Origin of the sequence: Fictibacillus nanhaiensis (assembly GCF_019801215.1) — a bacterium.
Classification (GTDB): Bacteria; Bacillota; Bacilli; order Bacillales; family Fictibacillaceae; genus Fictibacillus; species Fictibacillus nanhaiensis_C.
On sequence record NZ_JAHVJO010000001.1, the window covers coordinates 1,415,655 to 1,441,800 of the forward strand.

At 38.8% G+C, this 26,146-nt stretch carries 26 protein-coding genes and 1 pseudogene; 7 read left to right on the forward strand and 20 right to left on the reverse strand.

Translation table 11 applies throughout. The annotated features are described in order from the left end of the window. Positions 1 to 96: 96 nt before the first annotated feature. Together KUV80_RS07315 and KUV80_RS07320 are read right to left on the reverse strand one after the other, a co-directional pair. Positions 97 to 414 (reverse strand): annotated as a pseudogene (locus KUV80_RS07315) (redoxin domain-containing protein); the annotation flags it as partial. Between the two features lie 15 nt (positions 415 to 429). Then, on the reverse strand, positions 430 to 612 hold the full coding sequence (locus KUV80_RS07320; RefSeq protein WP_222461993.1) for a hypothetical protein: 183 nt from the start codon (positions 610 to 612) through the stop codon (positions 430 to 432). Between the two features lie 130 nt (positions 613 to 742). On the opposite strand from KUV80_RS07320, the gene KUV80_RS07325 reads away from it, so the two are divergent. Continuing rightward, complete coding sequence (locus KUV80_RS07325) at positions 743 to 1,447, forward strand: thermonuclease family protein (RefSeq protein ID WP_222461994.1); 705 nt, start codon at positions 743 to 745, stop codon at positions 1,445 to 1,447. A gap of 57 nt (positions 1,448 to 1,504) precedes the next feature. Here the strand turns inward: KUV80_RS07325 and KUV80_RS18825 are convergent, their stop codons facing one another. The 6 genes from KUV80_RS18825 to KUV80_RS07355 all read right to left on the reverse strand — a co-directional run bounded on the left by KUV80_RS18825 (position 1,505) and on the right by KUV80_RS07355 (position 4,241). After that, the gene (locus tag KUV80_RS18825) at positions 1,505 to 1,786 is read right to left on the reverse strand and encodes an adhesin (RefSeq protein WP_222461995.1); all 282 of its coding nucleotides are present in this window, start codon (positions 1,784 to 1,786) and stop codon (positions 1,505 to 1,507) included. Positions 1,787 to 2,106: 320 nt separating this feature from the next. Then, complete coding sequence (locus KUV80_RS07335) at positions 2,107 to 2,301, reverse strand: hypothetical protein (protein WP_222461996.1); 195 nt, start codon at positions 2,299 to 2,301, stop codon at positions 2,107 to 2,109. A 134-nt stretch (positions 2,302 to 2,435) separates the two neighbouring features. Next, positions 2,436 to 3,020: a DedA family protein gene (locus tag KUV80_RS07340; RefSeq protein ID WP_222461997.1), complete on the reverse strand. Its 585-nt coding sequence runs from the start codon at positions 3,018 to 3,020 to the stop codon at positions 2,436 to 2,438. A gap of 21 nt (positions 3,021 to 3,041) precedes the next feature. Continuing rightward, positions 3,042 to 3,386 (reverse strand): fluoride efflux transporter FluC, encoded by a 345-nt coding sequence (locus tag KUV80_RS07345; RefSeq protein ID WP_222461998.1) that lies wholly within the window; start codon positions 3,384 to 3,386, stop codon positions 3,042 to 3,044. After that, positions 3,383 to 3,772 carry a fluoride efflux transporter CrcB gene (gene crcB / locus KUV80_RS07350; protein ID WP_338083470.1) on the reverse strand — a complete coding sequence of 130 codons (390 nt, stop codon included), beginning with the start codon at positions 3,770 to 3,772 and terminating at the stop codon, positions 3,383 to 3,385. The genes KUV80_RS07345 and crcB overlap by 4 nt, the downstream gene beginning before the upstream one ends. Positions 3,773 to 3,818: 46 nt before the next feature. Beyond that, entirely contained in the window at positions 3,819 to 4,241 is a 423-nt protein-coding gene (locus KUV80_RS07355) for a CBS domain-containing protein (RefSeq protein WP_222461999.1), read from the reverse strand. A gap of 219 nt (positions 4,242 to 4,460) precedes the next feature. Here KUV80_RS07355 and KUV80_RS07360 point away from each other — a divergent pair, with 219 nt between their 5' ends. Next, the gene (locus tag KUV80_RS07360; RefSeq protein ID WP_222462000.1) at positions 4,461 to 5,390 is read left to right on the forward strand and encodes a metal ABC transporter solute-binding protein, Zn/Mn family; all 930 of its coding nucleotides are present in this window, start codon (positions 4,461 to 4,463) and stop codon (positions 5,388 to 5,390) included. Between the two features lie 47 nt (positions 5,391 to 5,437). Here KUV80_RS07360 and KUV80_RS07365 read toward each other — a convergent pair whose 3' ends face one another. The 3 genes from KUV80_RS07365 to KUV80_RS07375 all read right to left on the reverse strand — a co-directional run bounded on the left by KUV80_RS07365 (position 5,438) and on the right by KUV80_RS07375 (position 9,612). Further along, on the reverse strand, positions 5,438 to 7,183 hold the full coding sequence (locus KUV80_RS07365; RefSeq protein ID WP_222462001.1) for an ABC transporter ATP-binding protein: 1,746 nt from the start codon (positions 7,181 to 7,183) through the stop codon (positions 5,438 to 5,440). Continuing rightward, on the reverse strand, positions 7,180 to 8,952 hold the full coding sequence (locus KUV80_RS07370) for an ABC transporter ATP-binding protein (RefSeq protein WP_222462002.1): 1,773 nt from the start codon (positions 8,950 to 8,952) through the stop codon (positions 7,180 to 7,182). The genes KUV80_RS07365 and KUV80_RS07370 overlap by 4 nt, the downstream gene beginning before the upstream one ends. A 138-nt stretch (positions 8,953 to 9,090) precedes the next feature. Continuing rightward, positions 9,091 to 9,612, reverse strand: a complete 522-nt coding sequence (locus tag KUV80_RS07375; RefSeq protein WP_222462003.1) for a copper resistance CopC family protein — start codon at positions 9,610 to 9,612, stop codon at positions 9,091 to 9,093. Between the two features lie 221 nt (positions 9,613 to 9,833). Between KUV80_RS07375 and KUV80_RS07380 the strand changes: the two genes are divergently transcribed. Then, the gene (locus KUV80_RS07380) at positions 9,834 to 9,920 is read left to right on the forward strand and encodes a YjcZ family sporulation protein (protein ID WP_246625121.1); all 87 of its coding nucleotides are present in this window, start codon (positions 9,834 to 9,836) and stop codon (positions 9,918 to 9,920) included. A 116-nt stretch (positions 9,921 to 10,036) separates the two neighbouring features. Here the strand turns inward: KUV80_RS07380 and KUV80_RS07385 are convergent, their stop codons facing one another. Next, positions 10,037 to 12,127, reverse strand: coding sequence for a peptidoglycan D,D-transpeptidase FtsI family protein (locus tag KUV80_RS07385; protein ID WP_222462005.1), 2,091 nt, complete (start codon positions 12,125 to 12,127; stop codon positions 10,037 to 10,039). A gap of 143 nt (positions 12,128 to 12,270) precedes the next feature. Further along, positions 12,271 to 13,113, reverse strand: coding sequence for an EAL domain-containing protein (locus KUV80_RS07390; protein WP_222462006.1), 843 nt, complete (start codon positions 13,111 to 13,113; stop codon positions 12,271 to 12,273). Between the two features lie 311 nt (positions 13,114 to 13,424). Here KUV80_RS07390 and KUV80_RS07395 point away from each other — a divergent pair, with 311 nt between their 5' ends. From KUV80_RS07395 to KUV80_RS07405, 3 genes are read left to right on the forward strand one after another with little or no spacing between them, the layout of a single operon-like run. Next, the gene (locus tag KUV80_RS07395; protein ID WP_222462007.1) at positions 13,425 to 14,204 is read left to right on the forward strand and encodes an ABC transporter permease; all 780 of its coding nucleotides are present in this window, start codon (positions 13,425 to 13,427) and stop codon (positions 14,202 to 14,204) included. Positions 14,205 to 14,207: 3 nt separating this feature from the next. Then, complete coding sequence (locus KUV80_RS07400; RefSeq protein WP_246625043.1) at positions 14,208 to 14,993, forward strand: ABC transporter permease; 786 nt, start codon at positions 14,208 to 14,210, stop codon at positions 14,991 to 14,993. 13 nt (positions 14,994 to 15,006) lie between these two features. Beyond that, on the forward strand, positions 15,007 to 15,975 hold the full coding sequence (locus tag KUV80_RS07405; RefSeq protein WP_222462009.1) for an ABC transporter ATP-binding protein: 969 nt from the start codon (positions 15,007 to 15,009) through the stop codon (positions 15,973 to 15,975). Positions 15,976 to 16,052: 77 nt separating this feature from the next. On the opposite strand, the gene KUV80_RS07410 is transcribed toward KUV80_RS07405, so the two are convergent. The 4 genes from KUV80_RS07410 to KUV80_RS07425 form a co-directional block, all read right to left on the reverse strand. Continuing rightward, entirely contained in the window at positions 16,053 to 16,910 is an 858-nt protein-coding gene (locus KUV80_RS07410; protein WP_222462010.1) for a patatin-like phospholipase family protein, read from the reverse strand. Between the two features lie 861 nt (positions 16,911 to 17,771). Further along, complete coding sequence (locus KUV80_RS07415; protein ID WP_222462011.1) at positions 17,772 to 19,415, reverse strand: SH3 domain-containing protein; 1,644 nt, start codon at positions 19,413 to 19,415, stop codon at positions 17,772 to 17,774. A 199-nt stretch (positions 19,416 to 19,614) separates the two neighbouring features. Continuing rightward, positions 19,615 to 20,391 carry a Cof-type HAD-IIB family hydrolase gene (locus KUV80_RS07420; protein WP_222462012.1) on the reverse strand — a complete coding sequence of 259 codons (777 nt, stop codon included), beginning with the start codon at positions 20,389 to 20,391 and terminating at the stop codon, positions 19,615 to 19,617. A gap of 79 nt (positions 20,392 to 20,470) precedes the next feature. Continuing rightward, positions 20,471 to 21,409: a DMT family transporter gene (locus KUV80_RS07425; protein WP_222462013.1), complete on the reverse strand. Its 939-nt coding sequence runs from the start codon at positions 21,407 to 21,409 to the stop codon at positions 20,471 to 20,473. A gap of 304 nt (positions 21,410 to 21,713) precedes the next feature. Between KUV80_RS07425 and KUV80_RS07430 the strand changes: the two genes are divergently transcribed. Beyond that, a complete protein-coding gene (locus KUV80_RS07430) occupies positions 21,714 to 21,917 on the forward strand; it encodes an alpha/beta-type small acid-soluble spore protein (RefSeq protein ID WP_066237019.1) in 204 nt (67 codons plus the stop codon). A 50-nt stretch (positions 21,918 to 21,967) separates the two neighbouring features. On the opposite strand, the gene KUV80_RS07435 is transcribed toward KUV80_RS07430, so the two are convergent. From KUV80_RS07435 to KUV80_RS07445, 3 genes are all read right to left on the reverse strand, one after another. Beyond that, positions 21,968 to 24,403, reverse strand: a complete 2,436-nt coding sequence (locus KUV80_RS07435; protein WP_222462014.1) for a DUF6359 domain-containing protein — start codon at positions 24,401 to 24,403, stop codon at positions 21,968 to 21,970. Between the two features lie 215 nt (positions 24,404 to 24,618). Further along, positions 24,619 to 25,257 (reverse strand): SOS response-associated peptidase, encoded by a 639-nt coding sequence (locus tag KUV80_RS07440; protein ID WP_222462015.1) that lies wholly within the window; start codon positions 25,255 to 25,257, stop codon positions 24,619 to 24,621. Positions 25,258 to 25,550: 293 nt separating this feature from the next. After that, on the reverse strand, positions 25,551 to 26,069 hold the full coding sequence (locus KUV80_RS07445) for an acyl-CoA thioesterase (RefSeq protein WP_222462016.1): 519 nt from the start codon (positions 26,067 to 26,069) through the stop codon (positions 25,551 to 25,553). Positions 26,070 to 26,146 lie beyond the last annotated feature (77 nt).

The window sequence follows — 26,146 nt, forward strand, 5'->3', positions numbered from 1 at the left end:
TGGTTTCTATATCCATTATACCCCTATTGTAATGAAGCTAATATGGAGAATCTGTGACAGTTAGCATCAATAAAAAAAGCCCGGATTTGCTCCGGACTATTGTTCAAGTTTTTTGTATTCATCGTGAATTTGTTTTGATGTTTGGTCGATCTGTTCTCCCCAATAATCATTAACTTGGGTGAAGATCACTTTCCCTTTTGAATCGACTAATGCATAGCCTCTTTTCGCAACACCTTCACCCTTCATGTCCAGATGATCAATCAATTTAAAATCTCCATCTGATAAGAACGGAAAGGTGGGCTGCATCTCCTGATGAAGAGCAGATAAATGGTCAACCGTATCTGAACTCACTGCGTAAATATTCACATCCAAATCGTCAAACTTGTCCATATTCTCTTTCAGCTGAACCAGCTGAGCTTGACAGAGTCCTCAGCCCGCTGTTGTAAACAAAAAGATTAAAGAAGGTTTGTTAGATGGAAACACGGTTACTGGTTCCCCATTCTGATCTTCAAGCTGGGCTTTCTCTAACGTTGAATCATTCCCACAACCTGCCACTGCCAACGTTAAAAGCAGAGCAAAACTGATCATGAGCATCTTATGTAACATTTTCATAGGTATTCTCCTTTCTATGAATATCACATGTATCAAAATTGTGATATTCTATAATCTCCTATCTACTCTTTATTATAATAGATAAAGGGTATACCTATACAGTAAATTGATTGATTAAGGGATGATACATATGAAAAGGAAGTGGATTTACTTTTTTACCCTTTCCGCTTTAATCGTTGTGATAGCAGCATGCTCGCCTAAAGATTCTTCTGACCAAAACAGAATTTCAGTAAAAGTAATCGAAGTAGTAGATGGCGATACAATAAAAGTGAATGTAGATGGAAAAAATGAGACAGTGCGATTCTTACTTGTTGATACACCTGAGAGCGTGCATCCCTCTAAACCTGTTCAACCTTTTAGTAAAGAAGCAAGCCGATTTACAGAAAAACTGCTATCTGACTCCAATGTGGAGCTTGAGCTTGGTATCGGTGAACGCGATAAATATGGTAGACTTCTTGCTTACGTTTACGCTGACGGAAACAGCGTTCAGGAAGCACTGCTAAAAAATGGCCTTGCTCGTGTTGCGTATATCTTTGAACCGAACACAAAATATGTGGATGACTACCAAAGCATACAAAAACAGGCCCAAGAAGATGGTGTTGGCATTTGGAGTCTTGAGAACTATGTTCAAGAGGAAGGTTTTGTTGCAAAAGAGACGTCTTCTAACAAGGATGTTGAAAATCCTGACTGTTCCATTAAAGGCAATATCACCTCATCCGGTGAAAAAATCTACCATGTTGAAACCGGCAGATATTATAAGATTACTAAGCCAGAGAAATGGTTTTGTACAGAACAAGAAGCTATTGATGCTGGTTTTAGAAAATCACAACGATAATAGGAAAAGAAAAAACCGCTTAATGACAAAGTTTTTTGTCAAAAAGCGGTTTTTGTTTTAACAACATTCTTCCTGTCCTAGCATAACCAAACCAGAACCTTCTTTGGAGTCTTCAAAATCAAGCTTCAAACGTGTTGTCTGGTCTTTGATTCTCTGATCAAAAGCGACACGAATGCCGTTAATTTCTTCAATAATATCCGAGTTTTCCGGCTCATCCAGAGCCAGGCCAAGCTTTGGACCGCCTCAGCCCATACCCGAAAAATAAACGCGAATACCGTTAGCGTTGTTCATTTCAAGCACTTCTTCTATATATTTTTTAGCGCTTAATGTAATTTCCAAAACAATCACCTCTTCCTACGTAGTATATCGTATTTTAGCCTTCTTTGTGAAGAAAATGCCTGTCCATGGATAGAACAGTTTTTAATAAAGAAGAAAAGCCGCTTTTTAGTTAGAGATCACTAAAAACTGCGGCTTTTTTTCTTTAGATGGCGGTACAAAACGTGTGTGATGTAACATTTATGGTCCCTTGATCAGGTTTTATGAGCCTTCGAATTTTTTTATGGGCCCTTACATACATTTTATGAGCCCTCAAAAAAATTTATGATCCTTCAGCCGAAGCGTCCGCTCCAAATGGACATTTCGGCTGAAAATGTATTTGTCTAGGGACTGTCCCCCCCACGAAGCTGCTTCAAAACTTGATCGATGTCCCCCTTAGAGTAGCCGCATACCCTCATCGCTTCGGAGACTCTTGCAGCCATAACCACTTTTTCGTTATAAGCTTTAATACGCTGAAGCAGTTCGTTTACCTTGGCAGCATCATACGTTTCATGGTAGCTTTTAATGAAAACTTCCATAACACCTGCCTCCTTCTCTAACATCATTCACAGTAGGAATATATATGTTATGGACAACCCTGATTAGAATTTGTCCGAGATACAAATAAAAAAAGCCCGCTTCATTTTAAGCGGGCTTTCAAAAGAGATTGATCTTATTTCTTTTTCACTTTATATAAAATAACGAGGAAAATAATAACGACTGCAGCAATTGTTATGCCTCTTGTGTAAGGTGCAGCAATCGTTTTGATATCTTCCCAGTTGCTGCCAAGCCTGCTTCCAAGCTCGATAAAGAAAATAGACCATGGAATGACTGCGAGTGTCGTAAACAAAGTAAATCTAGTAAATGACATCTTTGCAATTCCAGCAGGAATACTTATCGCATGTCTCACAACGGGAATGAAACGAGCAAAGAAGATAACACCTGTACCGTATTTGTTAAACCATCTCTCAGAGAGATCGATCTGTTTTCTGGAGATTAAGATGTACTTTCCATATTTTTCTAAAAACGGCCGTCCTCCATAATAACCCATCCAGTACAAAAACAACTGGGCAAGTGTTCCTCCGATTGTTCCTGCAATGACTGCAAGTGTGAAGTTCAAGTGACCTTTTGCAACCATATATCCACCATAAGATAAAACAAGCTCACTTGGAATAACTTCAATCATTAATCCAAGCGCTATACCCAAATGTCCTAAACTCATAATCCATTCTAAAAGGGAAATCACTAATTCTTTCATTGTTTCTCCTTACCAACTATTTTATATTTTTTCAATGATAAAACCTGTCCATGATGCGATCAATCCAATTATGTATGTAACCATTAGATAAACAACTGCGTTTCTTTTGTTTTTTGAATACATTGAAATTGCTTCAAACTGAATGGTTGAAAATGTCGTCAGTGCACCTAATAATCCAATTGCATAGAAAGAGTCAAGTATTTGTAACCCCTCCATTGCCACATACCATCCTAATAAAAACGAACCCACAATATTTACACTTAGAGTACCAAAAGGAAAGCTCCCGTTTAAATGCTGACTGACGTAATATCTGCCAATCGCGCCTAACGCACCTCCGGCAGCTACAGCAAAAGAGACTAAGATCATTGTTCTGCACCTGCCTTTTTAGCCAAACGAGATCCCAGCTCTATGCCGAGTAGGATTGCTGTGATACCGCCTAAAGCACTGATGACGAAATACAATAGGGCTATTTCGAAAAAGCTTTTTTCCAGCAATAAAACAAGTTCAACACTGAATGTTGAGAACGTTGTAAACGAACCTAAAAATCCTGTTTGAATTCCCAGAATGAGCGTTTTACTATTAAACAGTTTAGTCCCATAGACGACGAACCAACCAAGAATAAAAGTCCCACCGAGGTTTATAAACAAAGTTGGAAAAGGAAAAAGAGCTTCAGGTTCAAACAGAAGTAAACCAATCCAGAAACGCAAAATAGCTCCAATCATTCCGCCTGATGCGATTGCTACTATCTTCACTTGATCATATGCCTCCTGTATGAACAAAAAGACTAAGACTCATGCCTTAATCTTTTGCAACTTCTTTATCCCAAATCAAGTTTGAACAATACTTTATTATGTCCCTTCTTCTAATAATTCCAATAAAATGCCCATCATCATCAGTAACAGGTATAAAGTTTTGATCTGTTGACAAAGTAATAAGGTCTTCCATGTTCGAGTTAATGGAAACAGAAATGTTGTTAACACGCTGAGGAACATCACTTAGCTTTGTTTTCAAAACTTCTTCATACCCTTTTTCAAACGATTCTCTAAGCTTCCATAGCAAGTCGCCTTCTGTTAATGTTCCTATGTAACGGCCGTCTTCAGAAACGAGAGGCACAGAAGTGTATTTATGATAAGATAATTTTTCCAGCGCCTGTCTCATCGTCGCTTCTGGATTTAAAAATTTCACTTCGTCTTTTGGCAATAGATAAAAAGCAATATTCATGTTAGTACGCGCTCTCCTTTTTAAGCATGATTCACGCTTATTTAAAACGCTTTTTTAGCACCTATTCCATTATATCAAAAAGGACTTCCGTCTGCTTATATAAAACCTAACTTCATTTTAAGAATTCTCATTTGTCACAACAAATTTAAAAATATTTTACAAATCGTAATCATTACGCTTATAATAAGAAAGGATTTGTTAAAAAGGAGAGAAACACCTATGCGAAAACTTGGATTGCTTTGTTTACTATTGCTTCTGTTAGTAACTGCTGCATGCGGAAACAACAGTTCTGATACAAAAGATGGAACATTAAATATATATACTACCATGTATCCTTTGGAATATTTTACAGAAAGAATTGGCGGTAAGCATGTCAATGTATCGTCCATTATTCCACCGGGAGCAGATGCACATACGTATGAACCATCCACAAAAAAAATGGTTGAAATGTCAGAGGGTGATGCCTTCGTCTACAATAAATGGGAATCTGATGAGTTCTCCTCCTCTGTAGCAGAAACGTTAAAGGAAGAAGAACTTCCTATAATTGATGCTGCAAAAGGAATTGCTTACACCCATAATGAAGAACATAAAGAACACGAGTCCAGTGAAGAACAACATGATCACAGTTCTGTAGACCCGCATATATGGCTAGATCCGGTTCTTGCAGAGCAAATGGCTCAAAATATTTACGAGGGATTACGAAAAATTAAACCAGAAGCAAAAGATGAATTTAAAAAGAATTATGATGAATTAATCAAAGACTTAAAAGGACTTCATTCTGCATTCCAATCAAAAGTAGAGAATGCACCTAAAGATGCGTTTATTGTCTCTCATGCAGCATATGGCTATTGGGCTGAACGATACGGTCTAAGGCAAATCGCAATCAGCGGCCTCTCACCTTCCCATGAGCCTAGTCAGCATCAGATTCAAGAGATTATTGAACATGCCAAAGCAGAAGGAATAAGCTATATATTGTATGAAGAAAACGTAAACAACAAAGTAGCTGCTATGGTTAAAAAAGAAGTAGGTGCCAACACACTGACTCTTCATAATCTTGAAACACTCACAAAAGAAGATATTAAAAACAAGCGAAACTATCTTTCCATTATGAAGCAGAATATCGATACATTGGAAAAAGCACTTCAATAAAGGGAATTAAACGCCTGGAATTCAAATTTCCCAGGCGTTTTTTATATTTAAATCGCATCAAGCATCTTAAACTGTGAGACGACTAATTGATAATATACTCCTTGTGAACTCATTAATTCCTCATGATTTCCTTGTTCGATGATCTCCCCGTGATCAAGAACAACAATGTTATCTGCTTCACGGATCGTAGAAAGTCTGTGAGCGATGATGATTGCCGTTCTCCCCTTAAGCAATGTTTTGAGAGCCGTTTGAATTTTTTGTTCAGACTCTGTATCAATGCTTGCCGTCGCCTCATCTAAAATTAATATGTCTGGGTCTGCTAACAATGCCCTGGCAAAAGACAATAACTGTCTTTCACCCACAGATAACACATTCCCTCTTTCCTCAACTTCTGTTTCGTATCCATTAGAAAGCTTTTGAATAAAACCATGTGCTCCAACGGCTATTGATGCTTCTTTCACTTCATCATCTGAGGCATCAGGTCTGCCGAAGCGAATATTATCTTTAATCGTTCCAGAGAAAATAAAAGTATCTTGAAGAACAACACTTACTTTTTTACGAAGACTGGCAAGGTTAGCATCCTTTAAATTCACTCCATCAATCAAAACATCCCCGCGAGTGGGATCATAAAATCGGCTGACCAAATTAGCAATCGTTGTCTTCCCTGAACCAGTATGACCGACAAAGGCTACAGTTTGCCCTGCTTCAATTGAAAGGTCGATTCCTTTTAACGCTTTTCGAGTATGATCATAAGAAAATTCAACCGAATCGAATTGTATTTCTCCATTGATTCTTTTAAACACATAAGCATCTTTTTTCTCATGGACATTTGGCCGTTCATCTAAAAATTCAAAGATACGCTCAGAGGAAGCCATCCCGACTAATAGCTGGTTATAAACTTGACCTAGCCGAGAAATCGGCTCCCAGAACATTCCGAGGTACCATAAAAGAATGGCGGTCCCAATGGCGTTGGACATTTCCACAAACGGGCGGAACAAGGCATTTTGCTGAGTTGCTGTTTTCCAGCTGTCATAAGTCTCATTATTGACACCATTAAAAAATTCCATGTTCTGTTTTTCTTGTGTGTATGACTTCGTGACTCTTATTCCTTGAATACTCTCGTTTAAGTGAGAGTTTAGCTTCGCCTGTTTGATACGAACAACCTGCCAAGACCGTCTTATCTTTTTGCGAAGACTCGTGGAAATAAAGAACATTAATGGCAGGATCACCATGATGGCTAATGTGAGCTCCGGGCTATACACAAACATGATAACAATGATTCCAAACAGCAGGATAATATCCATCAGAACATTGATAACCCCATTTGTGAACAGATCTTGTAAGGAATTCACATCATTAATGATTCGAACAAGGATCGATCCAGCTGAACGCTGATCAAAGAACCGATGAGACAGGCGCTGGATATGCTTGAACAGATGCTGCCGAATGTCGTAGATTACGTATTGACCAAGATAGTTCATCCACCTTATGCGGAGTGTATTTGCTCCCCATGAAACAAGATAAAGACCCAATATCACAAATATCAACGTAACAAGGAGTGATGTATCCTTATTCTTTATCGCATGATCAAAGGTAAGTACCCCTATAAAAACAGGTACAGCAAGTCTGACGGCGGTTGTCACAATCATCGCTAAGAAAGCCTTCGGAAGCAGATTCTTGCTATATGGCTTCATAAAGCCAAACAGTCTAATAATCTGCTTCCAGTTGAACGGTTTATCAATTACTTGTTCAGAGGAGTATCGAAACCGGTCTGATTTTTTTGTTTCTTTCATCCTCTCACCCCTTTTAAACGTGTATGTTGAAAGACTTTATCTTTATCCTTATATTGAATATCGTAAATGCGGCGGTACGCTCCCGCTTCTAGATGGATCAGTTCTTCATGAGTTCCTCGTTCCTCAACAGAACCGCCATCAAGTACTAAAATTTCGTCAGCATGCTTTAAAGAGGAGATCCGGTGAGCAATAATAAAGGTCGTTCTTCCTTTCATGACTTCTTTTAATGCCTGCTGTATTTTAAATTCCGTATCCATATCTACCGCACTCGTCGCATCATCTAATATGAGTATGGTCGGGTTGATTAGAATCGCTCTGGCAATAGAGATCCTTTGTTTCTGCCCCCCTGAAAGACCAAGGCCTCTCTCTCCCAAAACCGTATCGTACCCGTCAGGCAATTCCATTATGAAGTCATGGGCTTGTGCACGCTTGGCAGCATCGATTATTAACTCCATATTTGCATGGGGATTTCCATAAGAAATATTATCTTTAATTGTTGAAGAGAACAAAAAAGATTCTTGCAGGACGGTTCCAATATTTTTTCGTAACGTCCTTAGTGAATATTCTTGCAAAGGCTTGCCGTCAATGAAAATGGTTCCTGAATGGGGTTCATAAAACCTGGACAACAGCTGGGTAATCGATGTTTTCCCTGAGCCTGTTGCTCCGATTAATCCGATTGTCTGCCCAGGTTTTACAGAAAAAGATACCTGTTGTAAGGCGTCCTTTTTCTCATTTTTATATCGGTGCGTAACATGATCAAACGTTACTTCTCCTTCAAATCTCGTCACGGTTACATTTCTGTCTTCATTTTCCATCTCAAGCGGTTCATCCAAGATCTCCAAAAGTCGTTCTCCTGAAGCTTTTGATTGAGAAAACGTATTCATTATAAATCCTAGGTTCATGATTGGTCCCATGATGTACCATACAAGACTAAAGAAGGCTACTAGTTCACCTGCTGTCAGATCTCCCCTTATCACTAAATATCCGCCATATGCCAATAAAAGAACGACTGACAGATTTCCAATTAGTTCCATGATAGGGAAATATCTTGCCCAAATGTGGGAGGTATGTAGAAATTGAGATTTATAGTCTTCATTCGAAGTATCAAACTTACCAATCTCAAAATCTTCACGAGATAAGGATTTTACCGTATTTATTCCACTTATGTTTTCCTGAACCTTCGTGTTAAGGTTGGCCATCGATTTTCGAATTCCTCTAAAAGCGGGATGTACTTCTTTATCAAACTTGTAAACGATAATGGCGAGAAAGGGCAGCATGCAAAGAGTGATTAAGGCTAAAGGGATAGAATAGAAGAACATGACAGAAAGGCTAAAACTAACGATCAGCACAAAATGGATAAGCTGTGAAAATCCGAAAGAAAGGAAAAATCGAAACCCTTCTACATCTGCTGTTAACCGTGACATGAGGTCACCAGTCTTTGCATTATCGTAATAACGGAACGGTAAGAATTGAAGTTTCTCATACAGGGATTCACGAAGCTGGTAGACGGAGCGAATACCGAACAAATCTCCAAAATATTGATGACAATAGGTCGCAGCACCCTTTACAGCCATAATCAGAATAAACCCGATTGCAACATACGGAACCCATTTGTATTCACCATTAATAATAATTTCATCAATCGTGAACTGAAGCACGATGGGGTAAATGACTGTAATGCTCGATACAAAAATCAGCGTTATAATCGACCAATAAAAATATTTTCTATATGGCCAATAAAAGCTTTTTAACCTTTTAAATGTATCCATATTTATCTCCTTCCCCCTTCTAAAAAATAAAAGACAATATACATCATATAACAGAATTGTTAGAAAAAACGAAATATTTGCTCGCTCTATTCAAAAATCATACGAAAAAAAGCCCTGAATTGTTCAGGACTTTTTCCATTAGCTTTTCTTTCTAAAAACAAAGAACGATATGATTGCTACTACGATAAGTAAACCAATTGTTAACGGAGCAAAGTAACCAGGATTTTTGGGCTGCTTCGACTCATCAGGTTCTGGCAGTGTTTGTTCTTCCTTCTTTTCTTCTTTTTCTTCAATTTCAGCTTGTTGTGGACGATCAACTGTAAACGTATAACTGCCTTCAATCACATGACTGTCTGCTCCAATGATTCTGTATTCCACCGAATAGTTTCCATTTTGAAGGGGGTTGTTAATTTTACCCGTCATCTGATTATCTTCAATACTAATTTGAAGAGGTATCTCTTCGTTGTCATTTTTAACCTTCATAGAGCTTAACGATTCAATCTTAGTTGAAAAAGTTAAAACAACAGCTTCTAATTCATTAGTAACTGTTTCCCCTTCTGCCGGTGTTGCTGATTCAAGATCGGAATGAGCAACAATAGATGAAGGAAGTTGAAAAATAACCATCAATAATAAAAGAATGGATAAGACCGTTTTTTTCATAAATTGGCTCCCAGTAACCATATTTTCTTTCTCCTTTTATTAAAACAAAGAAACATCCCCCTCCACAAGTAATCAGTCTTTACAAATCGTTGACACTTTCAGGGATAAACATACATTTTAAGCCTATTTTGCCTAAAACTCCGCTCCTGCCCATTTCGAATCTGAAAACAGGCATAGGATATAAGGAATTACAAATGCAAGAATTAAAGGAGGAAAAATCGATGGGTTATTCTTATGGCAATTCTTTTGCAATAGTAGTAGTGTTGTTTATTCTATTGATTATTGTAGGGGCAGCCTGCTTCTGCTAATAAACGATGAGAGTGTATAAAAAGCACCTCTCCTGGAACAATCAGTACCACAATTTTTTCCAATCCTTAAAAAAGCCGGCGACAGCTGGCTTTTTTGCATGAATAAAAACTCAGCATCACTGTGCTGAGTTTTCTGTTTCTTCTTTTTCTTTTGTAAGATTTCCAGTAACCGTTGCGGCATTTTCACCGTACTTCTTTTTTAAATCCCAATAGGCTTCCAAAGCGCGCTGTCCGATGAATTTGTTAATTCTTTGATTACCATTAACAGGTGTGCCATCTGGCACAACGACAGCAAAAGCGATTTCAGGATTTTCAAATGGTGCGTAACCTACCAATGTTAAATTATGCTTTTCAACAACTCTTCCTGATTTCGGATCAATAATTCTTCTTTGAGCAGTACCTGTTTTCCCTGCTGGATTACGGTATTTTTCTACATCATCAAAGTATGATTTGGCTGTTCCTCCAGGTGCATGCATCACCTGCCAAAATCCTTGCTGAACTCTCTCAATATATTCATCTTCTACATCGATTCTATTCAGTATCTCAGGTTCAAAGCGTGTTAAAAGCTTCCCTGTATTTTCACCATCCGTAGTCGGTTCTCGTATTTCTTTAACAAGTTGCGGCTTGACTCGGTAGCCGCCGTTAGCAATAGTGGATACATATTGCACCATTTGAATGGTCGTATAGGTATCAAACTGACCGATGCCTAAGTCAAAAAGAGTACCTAATTCGCCTTCAGGGGGTATCCCTCGATATCCGGTCGCTTCGTTCGGAAAATCGATTCCAGTTTCAACACCAAGACCAAATTGGCTGTACATGTAGCGAGCTTCTTCATACGTTTTCGTATAATGCTCAGGTCCAATCATTTGATCCATAATATGAAACATGTATACGTTTGAAGACATTCTGAGTGCATCTAAATCGTTTATATTTCCCATATTTTTCCACGAAGATTTATTCATCCCGTATTTCGTATAGGTAGTATCAAAAAAGGTATCTCCTTTTTTAATTAACCCTTTATGAAGACCTGATAAGACGGTCGCTCCCTTTACAGTCGATCCCATTTCATAAGAGTTAAACAATGCACCATACGAATCGTTAATGAACTTCCCTTTTTCATATTTTTTACCCGCAATACCTCGAATGGCACCTGTATTTGGATTCATCATTACGATATATGCGGATTTTAGCAAGTCATTCCCGGGTAAAGGTTTCGCCTTTAAAATTTCTTCTTCTAGAATTTGTTCCAATTTGAATTGGAGTTCCATGTCTAGCGTAAGAACAATATCTTTTCCGCGTTGTCCGGGAATCGTTCTCGGCTCACCAATAGTAGCTCCTGTTTTAGGGTTCGTTAAATAGACAGATTTCTCTTTTGTTCCTCTTAACACTTCTTGGTATTGAAGTTCCAGACCACTGATACCTACTTGGTCACTTCTGTCATAACTTCTGCTCAGGTAATAATCCATTTTGCTTTTAGGTATCTGCTTTACCTGGCCAAAAATAGTGGATTCACCATAAGGATAGATTCTCTCCGAATCTGCCATAATATCAATCCCAGGGAGATCAGCTAAGTTTTCAGAAATAATGGATACTTCTTCGTTGGTCAAATTCGTTTTTATGCGCTGAGCAGAATACGCGTAGCCTGTCTCCATCGCCCGTTTGTATGCCAAAATTTTCAAATCTTCACTAGTTAAACGGTTGATTTCCTCTTCTGAGATTTTATTTACAAGCGCTTTGTATTGTTCTTTATCACTTAATTTTTTCTCTTTCTTGCTTAACCGTTCTTCCATTAATTCTTTTATATCATGCTTAGCGATAAAATAATCTTTTTTGTCTCGCTCTGTTATCTTTTTCTCCTGATCTTCTGTAACACCTAGTCTTTTCGACAGCCATGTAGCAATTCGCATCGTGTCTTCTGTTTTCGTATCTACCGTTTTGGTGTAGGTTAAAGAAAAGAATGGTTTATTCCCTACAACTTCTCGAAAGTTACTGTCCAAAAGCTTTCCTCGAGGCGCTTCTTTTCTCGCGATCACTTCTTCGACTGCTTCAGATTCAAGCCGCTTTTCTTCACCGTTCACAATTTGAAGAACACCAAGTCTTAAAATGAGGATAGAAAATAGAAAAAAGACGACCAGAAATAAGACATTTAAACGAAAGGGTACTTGTGCTTTTTTCTTCTTTTTTTCTGGATCCGCTTTCGTTACCATCATTCCGCTCCTTTTGGAAAATTTCCCGTTAATTTTACAATTATATTACAAAAGCATCTATCTATAGATTACTAGATGTTGGGGTGAATTCCAACATATTCATGAAAAAAACCTTATCTTTTTTTGATAAGGTTTTGAACAGCTTAATTGGAGGTTGTATTAAGCTTCTCTGTTGGAACAGGTCTGCCAAAATAATAGCCCTGTGCAAGCTGAACACCACATTGTAATACAATCTGAACCTCTTCTTTTCTTTCAATTCCTTCTGCTAATACAATGGCACCCATTTCTTTTGCGATGTCTACAATCTGCCTGATCATATGCTGTTTAGCGTGGTCTTCATCACAGAGTGAAACAATTTCACGGTCAATTTTTACATAATCAGGCTGAAGTTCTTTCAGTAGAGAGAGTGTGGCATGACCTGCTCCTAGATCATCAAGTGCTACTTTCATCCCCTGCTCTTGATACGCTTTAAAAATACTTTTTAAATGCTTGATATCGTTGATTTCCTCCGTCTCAACTACTTCAAACACCAAATCCTTTGGATCAACCCCAGCATCTGCTGCTGCTTTAAATGTTGTTGCTAAACAATGATTAGGGTCATAGATGGACGAAGGGACGAAATTAATAAATCGCTTTACACCAAGTGGAACTGAACTTGCGCTATTTTGAATAGAAGCAATTCGGGCACGTGCATCCAAATGGGCTTGCATCCCAGCTCTTTCAGCCATTTGAAATAACTCATAAGGACGAAAAGACGGACCATGATCTACAGGGCGCAGCAGAAATTCGTATCCATAAATGTTGTTGGTTTTTAAGTCTATTATGGGCTGTGAATAGGTTGTAAACAGTTGCTCTTCAATAACGTGATACAGTTCAACATGCTTAATCCGTTCGTACACATGCAAAAAAGGAATCCACTTCCGAAAAACGGTAGGTTCTTCTGAAGATTTTGCTAACGTGCAAAAGAACGAATGAAGCGCATTCAAATTAAATGTTCCTTGAAGGTCTTCACATATTGTTTGAAGTGTGGAAAAGCTTTCATAAGAAAAGCTTGCAACTTCCTCTTTATGAGAGATCGGGAAAGAATATGATTTCCATAATTGCAGTAAACTTTGCTGAAGGACAGGGTGATCCTAGCGAATGTGTAAAACACCTTCGCTAGGAAAATGACCTGCTGGCTGACATTGAGAACAAGACATATAAAAAAACCTCCAAAAAAAAGAATTGCAAACTTTTGTAAAATTTGCTATTTTATTATTCTGCGCTTAAAAAAAGAAAACACCAAAAGGGGGACTTTATGGTTTATTGGATTCTTTTACAAAAAAGCTTTCTGCGCAACATGCAGTATAAGATTGCACACCTTATCAATAACGCTGCAAGTGCGATCTTTGGTTTTGTGTTTATTGCTATCTGGGTTGGTGTGCTCGAAGGGAAAGATCAGAACAGTCCCTACAACGTGATGGAAATGACCTATTACATAGCTGCGGTTCAGTGTATTCTTTGGATATCCGGTTTTTTAACGGCTGGCCTTAATATTCAAAATGGCGTCCGAAACGGAGCCATCTCACTAGAACTTGTCAGACCCACAAATTTTTTTCTGTACGTTACCTCTCAAGAAGCCGGCAGACTCATTTATAATTTCTTCTTTCGTACAATTCCAATCGGACTTGTATTTGCATTAACTGTTGGTTTTTATGTACCTCAAAAAGGGACGACTTATCTTTTCTTATGTATTTCAATCTTTCTCGCTATTATTATATCCATAAATTTACACTATTTGGTAGGAATAAGTGCTTGTTGGACAACAGAAATTGATTGGGCTCACTTCGTTAATTTCACGTTACTCGTTGCTCTAGGAGGACAGTTCGTACCTATCGATTTTCTTCCCGCACCTTTATCAACGCTCACTCAATACTTGCCTTTTGCAGGAGCCATCTATTACCCAGTGATGATTTTGCTAGAAAAAATCTCATATGATGTCATTTTGCTTCAGCTATTGTGGGCAGTCGTCTTAACGTTGTTCAACTTATGGTTAACAGAAAAAGCACGTCAAAAACTTGAGATTCAAGGAGGGTAAGTGATGCACCTTTATCTCAAACTATTATCTGGAAGCCTGCGTTCTCGTATGCAATACAAAATGAATTTTCTAATTTCCTCCCTATCATATGCCTTGATTATGGCTGTAGATTTTATTCTGCTCGCGGCTATCTTACAGCGTTTTGATGATGTAAAAGGCTGGAATCTTTATGAAGTAGGCTTGCTTTACGGCATCTCATCCGTAGCTATCACGCTGTACAGAGTGTTTGGTGTTGAGATTCATAATTTTGAGCGTTACATGGTTGAAGGAGAGTTTGATAGTCTATTAATTCGTCCTGTTTCACCACTTTCGCTTCTGTTAACCAAAAATCTGGATCTTTCCAGGATTGGCGGAACGCTTCAAGGTGTTATTATCTTGATTATTTCTATTATCGGACTACATGAAAAAAGTGTTGATACGTTTTTTCTCATTTTGTACTTGCCGGTCTCCATACTCTCTGGCGTCGTTATTTGTTTTTCACTTGGATTGTTGACAGCAACCATTGCCTTTTGGACACAGCGTATTAAAGATTTTCAGACCTTCACTCTTTATGCACCCTTTAATGCCGCAAACTATCCGATGAACATATACCCGGGATGGTTGAAGCTTATTTTTTTCACGGTTATTCCCGTTGGCTTTATGAACTACACACCAGTGCTTTTTCTATTAAATAAAGGCGGAGACTTGTGGAATCTCCTGTTGCCGCCGGCAGTTGCATTCGTTTTCCTTTTTATCGCCTACCGATTTTGGCAATTTGGAATTCGACATTATCACAGCACAGGGAGTTAAGGAGGTTATGAGTATGATCGTAGCAGATCACTTAAATAAACATTTTAAAATCTATGAAACAAAAAAGGGATTGATGGGGTCGATGACTTCTCTTTTCTCTGCAAAACACCAAGTTGTTAAAGCCGTAAACGAGATTTCATTCAAGATTGAAGAAGGCGAATTTGTAGGATATATCGGACCAAACGGTGCTGGTAAATCAACAACAATAAAAATGCTATCAGGCATTCTTCATCCCACCGCCGGTTACGTTGAAGTTGGTGGAGTGAGTCCTCAAAAAAGAAGAAAAGAAGTGGCGAAGAAGATCGGTATCGTGTTTGGGCAGCGCACTCAGTTATGGTGGGATCTTCCCTTAAGAGATTCGTTCGACATCCTTAAAGAGATGTATAAAGTGCCTGATGCGAAATATCAGCACTTTCTAAAGCTGTATGATGATATGCTTCAGATCGGCAATTTTATGAACACGCCGGTTCGTAAGCTTTCTCTTGGTCAGCGGATGCGTGGCGACTTAGCTGCAGCTATGATTCATGATCCTGATGTCTTATTTCTCGATGAGCCTACCATTGGACTTGATGTGAACGCAAAAACAAGCATTCGATCTTTCTTAAAGGAAATGAATGAAAAGGAAAAGAAGACCATTCTTTTAACCACACATGATATGGATGATATTGAACAGCTGTGCAGCCGTGTTATTGTCATCAACCACGGTCAAATTGTTCTTGATGGTACACTTACTGAGTTAAGGAAGAATATTGGACTGCCAAGTGTCATGGAAGTACAATATCGAACAAAGCCAGAGATAGGTGATATGGTGATGGACGGAATTGAAAAGATGAGATGGGAAGAGGAAAAACTAGTTCTTCAGTACGACCGTTCCGTTCTTTCCTCCCCTTCCCTTTTGCAGGAAGTGACGAAGTGGGGTGAACCTATTGATATTCAGATGAAAGAACCTGATATCGAGGAAGTAATCCGTAAAATTTATTAAAATAGAGAGCAGCTGGTAACCGAATGTATCGTTACATTCGGAACCAGCTTTTTTTTCGAACAAAATCTCTATCCCTATTAATTTGCGAGCCAGTTTCTTAAGCTTTCTAGCTGATTCATTGCGTCTTTTCTCCCTTGTTCGTAAAGAAGACCTAATCTGCCAGAATCACGTTCTACTCGTTTTACTTTCATTTTTTCTAATGGACGAAGAACAAACAGATTGCCTTTTTTCTCTTCTTCTTCAATATAGTCCAATGTTTCGTTGTACTTGATATAGCGAGCTTTTAAGCTTTCATCGAGTCCGCTGTATTCGGGGTAAAACCGTTTCGTTACCCATGTGAGTTTTGGTTTCTTTTTGCGGTATCCCCTATTTTGGGTCAGTACGACAACTCCTTTAGAAACACCGTCTATTAATGCTTTTTGAATAGGAATAGGGTCCGCGATGCCCCCGTCCATTACATGTTTGCCTGCTAGTTCAATCATTGGCGCAATAAACGGAATGGAAGCAGATGCACGCAACACTGTAGAAATATCCTTTTCTTCATAATCCTCTCTGCTCAAATAGACGGGATCTCCTGTCTTACAATCCGTTACAACAACAACAAATCTTTCTTGAGACTGTTTGAATGCTTGATAATCAAAGGGTACAAGACGGTTTGGGAGCTCATCAAATATAAAGTCCATTCCAAATAGCCCTTTTTTCTTAAATAACCAGTTTCTATACGAAATATATTCTGGGTGTGAGCAATAATCCAAATTTACTGTACGATTCCTGCCTAGCTGTCTTGATAAATATGACGCAGCATTACAAGCTCCAGCAGATGCACCAATTACATATGGAAAATAAAGTTCATTCTCCATAAATACATCAAGTACTCCAGCTGTGTATACACCACGCATACCCCCACCTTCAAGGATTAATCCGGAGTTTTCCATAACCCTTCCACCACCTATCGTTAACAAGCCTCACTATTTATGTTCTCCATTATAGAGAACTTTCTACTTAAAAATCCAGTGAAGTCTCTAATAGATACTCTTTTCAAAAAAATGTTACTATTGATGATTTTTTCTTCTCTTCTTTGACGATAGACTTCTAATCCAAAGGATAAGGAGACACCGCCTACCCCTACTTCACTGAAAGCAAGCATTTGTAACTCTCAACCACCTTCAACCAATGAATGCGGTTGATTGAAGTGTAAGGTGCGAGACTCCTGTGGGATCAGTGGGACTAGAGAAAAGTTGAAGTGGCTCGTTCAGCCCCGACAAGCAAAAGGGAAATGGGCTAATAAGGCGCTTTTTGCCTTTTTGCCTTTTTACCTTTTGACCTAGAGGGGCTAGCCACTGTAACTAGACAGGTGAGACCCCTAATGACCCAAAGGGTAAGGAGGCTCACCGCCCACCCCACGGAAAGCGAGCATCTGTAAAGGAAATCAACCTCTTTCAAAATCACCCATGATTGCGGTTGATTGAAGTGCAAGGTGCGAGACTCCTGTGGGATCAGTGGGACTAGAGAAAAGTTGAAGTGGCTCGTTCAGCCCCGACAAGCAAAAGGGAAATGGGCTAATAAGGCGCATTTGCCTTTTTGCCTTTTTGCCTTTTGACCTTTTGACCTAGAGGGGCTAGCCACTGTAACTAGACAGGTGAGACTCCTAATGACCCAAAGGATAAGAAGGCACCGCCCACCCCACGGAAAGCGAGCAACTGTAAAGTAAATCAACCTCTTTCAAGGTCACCAATGATTGCCGGAACAACCCTAATAAAAAATCCGCCTTCTACGTTCTGAAGACGGACCTTACCTTATTGAAAATATTTCGCTAAACCGTTTGTTATGCCTGTTGCCGCTTTTGATTGAAAAGCATTACTTCTTACTGTCATTTCATCAAACGGATTAGAGAGAAACCCTAACTCTACTAATACGGCTGGCTGCTTATTCTCTCGCAGAACGTGAAAGTTTCCAAATCTCACATTTCCACCTGAAAGTCCTGTGTTTGCATGTACGAGACCAGAATGGACAGCCTCTGCAAGTTTAGTATCTTTTTGGCCGTAATAAAAAGTGAGAAGCCCTGAAGCTCTTGAATCATGTGCCGAATTATAATGCAGGCTAATAAAGGCATCTGCAAAATGGTAATGACTTATCTCTACGCGTTTGTTCAGAGATACGTAAGTGCTGTCGCTTCGCGTTAAAATGACAACAGCACCTGCTTTGCTCAGCTCAGTTGCAACTAATCTTGCACTCATCAAAGTTAAGTCCGATTCATGTGTTCCATGAGCTTTTCCAAGTGCACCAGGATCATGTCCCCCATGACCAGGATCGATTACGATGCGTTTCCCTTTAAGTCCTGCAGTAGTTGGTTTCGGTGCAGATGTTCCAGGATTGGATGGATTCTTGCTTGACCCTGTTTGTTGGATAGCGACCAGCCACCCTGCAATCCAAGCGCTGTTACCGTTTGACAGTTTCAGCTGTACCCAATCATTTTTGGATTGAACGTAGACGTACTCATCCCCCTGATTGGCTTTCCCAACAATAAGATAAGACGTCGAAGGACCTTGACGAATATTTACCCCGTCAGCCATAACCACTACTTTTTTTAATACAGAGGCAGGAGGAGGAGCGGGTGGCTTAGTCTCCGAATTAGTTGGTATTTTAACGGGTGATGTTCCATTTTGAACAGAAACGTATTTGCTGGATACCCATCCTTTTTTACCGTCAGTTGTTTGGACCGATGACCAGCCGTTTACTTCACTTAGTATTTGAACAGCTGTCCCACTTTTAAATGAACCGATGATTGGAGCGTTTAGATGGCCAGATGACCTGAAGTTTAAATAATTCGCTGTAACAGTTCCCCATTTCCCCTGTTTTGCTGGGGTGTTGTTCTCATTTTTCTTGTCGGGATTTTGAGGGGTTTCTGGAATCTTTAAGTTTGTGGATTGGTCCAATAAATAAGCGTTACTTACCCACCCAGTCATTTTTCCATATGTTATGGAAGACCATTTTCCTTCTTGTTTGAGAACAGCAACTATCGTTCCATTTTTTAGAGCTCCTACAATAGCTTGGTCGGTGGCTGGTCCTTTTCTAACATTTAGTGAGGTTGCAGTAACTTTCGCTTGTTTAACGACTCTTGTTTTTGGCTCTTCTTTTTTAGGCGATGAACCAGTAGCTGGTGAAGTGGAGTTCATTTTTAAAAACTCTGTACTTGCCCATGCTTTTTTGCCATTGAAAGAAATCTGAGACCAGCCTTTTTCTGTTTTAAAAACGGTGACGGTTTCACCATTTTTAAGAGAGCCGACTTTCTTGCTTGAAAGACTTGGTTGTTCTCGTACATTCAAGCTTGTTGCGTTAACAGTGGCTTTGTTCTGAGCAGATGCAGGAAAAGCCTGAACCGTTGATAGAAGAAGGATCAAACAAAATATTAGATTTACACGCTTTAGATTTACTTTCAACCGTTTCAACTCCTGTTTAGACGTCTTTTCTAGCTGTAAATCTTATATCGTCACACCTTGACCTTTTATACATCTTTTTTTCGCGTAATTCCGACATATTCCTTCTACAAATATTCCAAAAATTCAAGTTTTTTCAATTTTTTCAGTGTAAAGTGACAACAAAAAAACCTCTGCTGCTAAGCAAAGGTTTGTAAAACGCTTATATTAATCCAAAATGTTTTAAACCATAATAGATCCCATCTTCATCTACAGATCGTGTAACATAATCAGCCGCTTCTTTTGCTTCTTTTAGTCCGTTTCCCATAGCGATCCCTGTCCCGGCAGCTGTTAACATCTCAATGTCATTCAACGCATCTCCAAAAGCAAAAACGTTCTCTTGTTTTATGTTCATTTTTTCCATAAAAGCTTCAATTCCCTTTGCTTTAGAACCGCCAGTTGGCAGGATATCGAGCGCATCCTCGTGCCACCGGATAAAGTCAAACGTTCCTTTATAGGAATCCCGGTACCCTTTTTCTTGGTCTTCCTGACAGAACAACAGTACTTGATATACTTCATTGTCCTCATAAAAACCAGGATGATACATTGGATAATTGGGCATAAGATTGTACGTGCAATTTCTAATGACTTCATGATCATCTGCATTGCAGGTTGCTTTTTGATGATCTAAATAAACTAGAGGATGACCAGCTGTTTTCGCTTCTTCTTCAATTTTATGAATAAATTCAGCGGAAAGCGGTGTTTTATGGATGACTTCATCTTGAAAGACAACATACGATCCGTTAAAACTAACGAAGGAATCAATTGCAAGCTCTTTCCGTATCGGTTCAAACATAAAAGGCCCTCGACCTGTAGCAATCGCAACATGCACACCATTTTTCTTGAGCTGAACTATACTTTCTTTCGTACTTTCTGGAATCTCTTTTCGTTCGTTTACGAGTGTTCCATCTATATCAAAAAATACAATTTTATCGTCCATTTTGCATCTACTCCTGTTGTTTGTCGTACCTTACCATAGTGGTACGATATTTATGAATTGTCAAATGAAGTGGTGATACCTATTTATTTACGGTCTGATTCATTTTGATTATGCTTTTTTCAGGAAACGATAGAAGGAAAACCGTTAATATAATCAGCATTCCTCCAATAGATTGAAAGCTTCCAAACGAAGTTCCAAGCCAAATGACCGAAACAATCGTTGCGACTAAAGGCTCTGCACTGCCAAGTAAACTCGTTTCTGTTGAGGTGATGTATTTTAAACTGTCCAAATATAAATAGAAGGGCAATAACGTCCCAAAAATTACAACAAATGCAAGCATCCAGATGAGAGATTGAGACCAGTCAACGAATCCAATCTTCCAAGGCTGAGTCCAGATGGATACGGATAAACCACCAAGTAGCATTGCCCATCCTACAATCGTTGCAGACGAATATCGTTTTAATAATCCTACTGGATAAACAGTATAAACAGCTACAGAAATCCCCGATAATACTCCCCAAAAAATCGCTTCTTTTGAAACGGTTATGTAATCCAGGCTGCCGTTTGTTAAAAGAAGAAAAGTACCGGATAGAGCCAACAACACGGCTATCCATTCTTTTCGTTTTGGCCACTTAAACAGCTTTAATGCAAAATAAATCGTAATAAAAACAGGTCCTAAAAATTGCAAAAGAGTGGCTGTTGGTGCATTACCTGCTTCAATACTTAAAAAGAAGGTGAGCTGAGCTCCCAGCATGCCAGTTAACGAGAATAGAAGAAGGGTTACCCGATCTCTTTTGTTTTTCCAAACGGTAAAGATATTGCTATTCCATGAGACGAGCAATAAAAGCAGCGCTCCCGCAAGCACCATACGTACAGATACGAGCCATGTTGCGGTTACAGCTGAATGAGAGAATATCCATTCTGCTGCATTTCCCGAAAATCCCCAAAGTGATGCACCTGCTAGCGCTAAGCCGATTCCTTTCCATCTGGAAAAGTCATATTTACTCTGTGAACTCATATCTTCACTTCGCTCTCTAAAATGGATGTAATAATCTCTGAAATCCTTTCTCTATTATAAGTCTGGAATCAGAAAAATTCACTATGAATAAAAACAAGAAGACACTGTGCTGGACATCCAACACAGTGCTTCTTGAAAAATAAAAATAGGGGGATGATGTATCATACGAAATCCCGAGCATTTGGTGTAGGCTTATGAAAAAATATGCTCCTACCTAATTGCTGAATGACTATAAAAAAATTTACCAATACATGAATAATTTTGTAATAGATATACAGACTATTAGTACAAGGAGGTGATACATATGGCACGTAACAACTCAAATGAATTAGTAGTAGCTGGAGCACAAGCAGCTTTGGATCAAATGAAGTATGAAATCGCTTCTGAGTTTGGTGTTCAATTAGGACCAGACACAACATCTCGTGCGAATGGATCTGTTGGTGGTGAGATCACTAAGCGTCTTGTTCAAATGGCTGAACAGCAGCTTGGTGGCGGATACCGTCGTTAATCTACAATTTGACAAAAAAAGTCATCCAAGAAAGGATGACTTTTATTATTTTATTTTACTTTATCTAATTTCACTTGAATAAGTACAGGGTCATGATCACTTGCTCGTCCATGCTCCTCCATAAACGGTGAGTTGATATGAACAATATCAACCTTTGTTTTCTTTGCCATATTCTTCGTTACTAGAATGTGGTCAAGCACTTGTGCATTTCCTTGGTATGAATACGTAAAACGTTCTTTAAAAGGAACTTCCTCAATCATGTTTGTAAGCTCATCACCTTTTAAGGTTTGTAAAGCTGGAGCGAACTCAAAATCATTAAAGTCACCAAGTAATACTACTTTTGCATGTGGGTCTTCTTGTTTTACGTCTTTCACAAAGCCATTGACGACAGAAGCGATTTCAAGACGCTGCTTTTCGCTTCCTAAATAAGGTGGCTGATTTTTTCCAAAAAGCGGCTGATCCCCGCCTTTAGAGTTAAAATGGTTTGCAACGACAATCACACTTTCTCCTTTAAACATAAATTGTGCAGCTAACGGTTTACGGCTGTCATCAAAGGCAGGATTAGCCGGATCGATACGTCCAGGGTTTAATGTAAGTCTTCCATCCTTAAAATCTACTGCATCTACAGCAGTGCCTTTCGTTCCTTCCGCTAGTGACACTCGTTTTGGATTATAGAGAAAACCAACACGAATATTACCGCCAGGCTGTCCACCATCTTCGTTGTTAACAGGGGCTATATCACTGTAAATATACTCTGGTCCGCCTTGAGCCATAATTTCTCTGATTAAACGGTCAGCACTTTCTTTTGCATCTGTCGTTCCATCATTTGTTGCTCCGTTTCCATCTTGCATCTCAACTAATCCCACAATATCGGGAGCGTTTAAGTTTTGAATAATCGATCCTGCAATTCTTCTTACTTTTTCATCAGATGTTCCTGATTCGTTCGCGGAAAAGTTTTCGACGTTAAAGCTCGCAATCGTTAATTCTTTATGTTTTTCGTGCAGTTTCGTTACTTCCTGTTTTGTTCTTCCTTCAATAAATGATGGTAATTCCTCTCTGTTAGCTAAAACTTTGAAGTTACCAAATCCATAGCTTACGACTCCAGTGATGGAACCAAGGAAGAAGTCTCCTGATTTTGCGACAAAAGAGCTGTCATTGATATCGATAAAGATCCGTTCTGGATTGTAGTCTTTCTCCGTAATGTTCAACCCGCCTGAAGCATTTAACTCTTTTTGTTTCCAAAAATCTGGAACAACTACGATCTCTCCGTATTTTTGTGGGGCGATAACAGAAGGATTGTTTATTTGAACAAGCATTCCTTCTAAACTTTCATAAAAATCAATTCCGTCTTCCTTCGGATCAAAAAGTCCAAAGTTATCGTTATCGATGATTTCTGTTGGCTGTTTACGTCCGAACATGCCGATGATTGTGGATTGAGGAAGTTCTTGTCCTTCCGCTACTAAAGAAATCATTCCTTTATCAGCATTAATTTCTGTTACAGCAAGGTCTGTTGTTAATTTATTTGAATACCCTTCCAGAACCCATTCTTTAACGAGTCCATTCACAGCAACTACATTTCCTTTTGTTTGTCCATGTCCTTTTTTATAAACAAGAATTCCTTCAGATGTCTTTTCATCCTCATCCGGTTGTGAGTCTTGCATGTAAAAATTGTTACCGTCAACAACATGTGTAACGATTCCTTCCACACCATCAACTGGTTTATTCATAACAGGTGATTGGTGTCCTGCCCCTTGAATATCATGGATTCTTAATCCTGACAAAGCTACCTGATAGGCAAAAGTGGAGATATTACTATTTTTCAACCCCTCTTTTACGGCAATGGCTTTAATGATTGTATCTTCATTAACCGTAATCGGTTCAGAATAAGGTGTGCTCTCAACGGTTGGATATGTTCCATCAATGGTATAGAAAATCCGTGCTTCAGGTGTATCACTTGCTAAAAAAATAGGAGTTCCTTTTGAAACAATTCCTTCTTGAGGGGCTGCCTTAACCTCTTCTACTTGAGGCTCAGCAGGAGTTTCATCAACGAATTCATAAGCGTCTGCGTTTTTATGTCCTGGAACGGAATAATACGCTGTTAAATCACCTGAAATTCGAATTTTTTTCCCAAGATTTTCAGGATGTGTTTTTAAGTTCAATCCATCTCGAACAGCACCACCGGGTAATTGAACAGTGAGTATCTTTTTTATGTCTGTTTCATTTGATGAATCAGCTAATGCTAAGTTAAATTCACTCGAAAAAGGTGCCTCATGCTGAAACGTGATCGTTTCACCACTTCCACCCTTCACCGTTCCGACAATATATCCTTCGACCGTTTGATCCTGTAAACCTTGGTTGGCGATCGCCTCACTCACCGTTAGTACATCAGCTGCATTTGCTAGCTGGTGTGAAGGAATAAACAAACTTAAAACAAGGGCAAAAATGATACCTATATGACTAAAAATCTTTGTTTTCTTTCTAAACATATCAGTCCACCTACCTATCATTTAGTATGTAAAACGTAGTAAATTCATGAAAAATATAACACAAATTTGTTAACTCAAATGTTAGTTTTATGTCAAAACAGTAAAAAAGACTTACAATAAATTTACATTCTAGTTCTCTTCTACCATGTATGATAAGTAGCAGGTGACTCTGTTTACCTAAAAAAAAAATCCTTCTGACGTTTGGTCAGATGGAATCAGTTATTATGTGTATTAAGATCTATTGTTACTCGTTCAGCGACGAGTTCTGGGTTATTTTGAGCTACAAGTTTCAGAAGTTCTTTTTTTTCAGAGAGACGATTCAACCACATTTCTCCTTCTTCTGGCTGAAGCATAATAGGCATTCTATCATGATAATTTCTCATAAAGGAATTGGATTCTTTTGTAAGAATTGAACATGTGATTTTTTCTTCAAATTTGCCTTCCGATTCTCTTTTCCATCTTGACCAGATTCCTGCAAACGCAAAAGGTACTTTCTCTTTTAACGAAAATTGATACGGCTGTTTCCGGCTGCCCTCTTTTACCCATTCATAAAATCCGCTTGATGGGATCAAACACCGTTTTTGATAAAAGGATTCTTTAAAACTAGGTTTCTCATGGACCGTTTCACTTCTGGCGTTAATTAATTTGTTTCCAATTTTAGGATCATTCGCCCACTTTGGGATAAGTCCCCATTTCATATATCCCGCTCTATTGCCTTCACTTCCTCTAATGATCGTAAGGATATTGTGACTTGGGGCTACATTGAACTTTTCTTCATAATTAAACTCATTTATTAAATGAAAGGCATCGATAATGATATCTTTATCATAATAAAGGAAGTAACGGCCACACATAAATCTTCACTCCTTTTCGTCATGAAATAGAAAGATTTTGTATACAGATACATTCTTCTAAAGCATACAACAATCATTGAATTAGGTAAAACAACTTAAGCAATAAGGGTGTTTTGATAGAACACAAAAAGTCCCTAACTCGTTGTAAACACGAAATAGGGACTTACAGTAAATTAACAGTTTAATGCCAGGGTTCTGTATCCCTGGCTGGAAAAAGGTTAATTTTATTATAGCATCTAATTTTCAATTTGCGAATCTTATCAAGTGTAAATTTCAAAAATATATCTTTGTACTCAAATTGTTTCCCAAGGCTTTTTTACACCAAATTCTTTTGCAAGTCTTTTACTTGCTTCACGGCGTTTTTTTCTGGCGACCGCCCGTTCAGGGGCATGTGCATGAAGCCACTTCTCTTCTTCCGTTTCAGGTATAACTTTTGGCACAGGTGTTGGTTTGCCGTCCTCATCCATTGCTACGAATGTTAAAAAGGATACCGCACATACCATACGTTCCCCTGATAGAAGATTTTCGGATATGACTTTCACAAAAACCTCCATTGACGTTGTTTTTGTCCACGTCACGAACGACTCTAGACAAACCGAGTGCCCTTCTTTTATCGGATGCAAAAAATCCACTGAATCAGTTGAAGCCGTTACGACATGCTTTCGCGCATGACGAATTGCAGAAATAGCAGCAACATCATCAATATACGCCATCAGCTTACCGCCAAAAAGTGTGCCATGATTATTCGTATCAGGAGGCAGTACGACTGAAGATTTTACGGTAATGGATTCCCTAACATATTTTTGTTCCATGTCTAAAACTCCTATTCTTTTCGGGTCACAATTAGTATATGCCAATTTTTTATGAATAATTTAAAGACCTCTGTTTT

Coding starts and splice junctions, on each gene's coding strand:
- KUV80_RS07320 (WP_222461993.1), bottom strand. CDS start 612: ATGAAAATGTTACATAAGATGCTCATGATCAGTTTTGCTCTGCTTTTA.
- KUV80_RS07325 (WP_222461994.1), top strand. CDS start 743: ATGAAAAGGAAGTGGATTTACTTTTTTACCCTTTCCGCTTTAATCGTT.
- KUV80_RS07335 (WP_222461996.1), bottom strand. CDS start 2,301: ATGGAAGTTTTCATTAAAAGCTACCATGAAACGTATGATGCTGCCAAG.
- KUV80_RS07340 (WP_222461997.1), bottom strand. CDS start 3,020: ATGAAAGAATTAGTGATTTCCCTTTTAGAATGGATTATGAGTTTAGGA.
- KUV80_RS07345 (WP_222461998.1), bottom strand. CDS start 3,386: ATGATCTTAGTCTCTTTTGCTGTAGCTGCCGGAGGTGCGTTAGGCGCG.
- KUV80_RS07355 (WP_222461999.1), bottom strand. CDS start 4,241: ATGAATATTGCTTTTTATCTATTGCCAAAAGACGAAGTGAAATTTTTA.
- KUV80_RS07360 (WP_222462000.1), top strand. CDS start 4,461: ATGCGAAAACTTGGATTGCTTTGTTTACTATTGCTTCTGTTAGTAACT.
- KUV80_RS07365 (WP_222462001.1), bottom strand. CDS start 7,183: ATGAAAGAAACAAAAAAATCAGACCGGTTTCGATACTCCTCTGAACAA.
- KUV80_RS07370 (WP_222462002.1), bottom strand. CDS start 8,952: ATGGATACATTTAAAAGGTTAAAAAGCTTTTATTGGCCATATAGAAAA.
- KUV80_RS07375 (WP_222462003.1), bottom strand. CDS start 9,612: ATGAAAAAAACGGTCTTATCCATTCTTTTATTATTGATGGTTATTTTT.
- KUV80_RS07380 (WP_246625121.1), top strand. CDS start 9,834: ATGGGTTATTCTTATGGCAATTCTTTTGCAATAGTAGTAGTGTTGTTT.
- KUV80_RS07385 (WP_222462005.1), bottom strand. CDS start 12,127: ATGGTAACGAAAGCGGATCCAGAAAAAAAGAAGAAAAAAGCACAAGTA.
- KUV80_RS07395 (WP_222462007.1), top strand. CDS start 13,425: ATGGTTTATTGGATTCTTTTACAAAAAAGCTTTCTGCGCAACATGCAG.
- KUV80_RS07400 (WP_246625043.1), top strand. CDS start 14,208: ATGCACCTTTATCTCAAACTATTATCTGGAAGCCTGCGTTCTCGTATG.
- KUV80_RS07405 (WP_222462009.1), top strand. CDS start 15,007: ATGATCGTAGCAGATCACTTAAATAAACATTTTAAAATCTATGAAACA.
- KUV80_RS07410 (WP_222462010.1), bottom strand. CDS start 16,910: ATGGAAAACTCCGGATTAATCCTTGAAGGTGGGGGTATGCGTGGTGTA.
- KUV80_RS07420 (WP_222462012.1), bottom strand. CDS start 20,391: ATGGACGATAAAATTGTATTTTTTGATATAGATGGAACACTCGTAAAC.
- KUV80_RS07425 (WP_222462013.1), bottom strand. CDS start 21,409: ATGAGTTCACAGAGTAAATATGACTTTTCCAGATGGAAAGGAATCGGC.
- KUV80_RS07430 (WP_066237019.1), top strand. CDS start 21,714: ATGGCACGTAACAACTCAAATGAATTAGTAGTAGCTGGAGCACAAGCA.
- KUV80_RS07435 (WP_222462014.1), bottom strand. CDS start 24,403: ATGTTTAGAAAGAAAACAAAGATTTTTAGTCATATAGGTATCATTTTT.
- KUV80_RS07440 (WP_222462015.1), bottom strand. CDS start 25,257: ATGTGTGGCCGTTACTTCCTTTATTATGATAAAGATATCATTATCGAT.
- KUV80_RS07445 (WP_222462016.1), bottom strand. CDS start 26,069: ATGGAACAAAAATATGTTAGGGAATCCATTACCGTAAAATCTTCAGTC.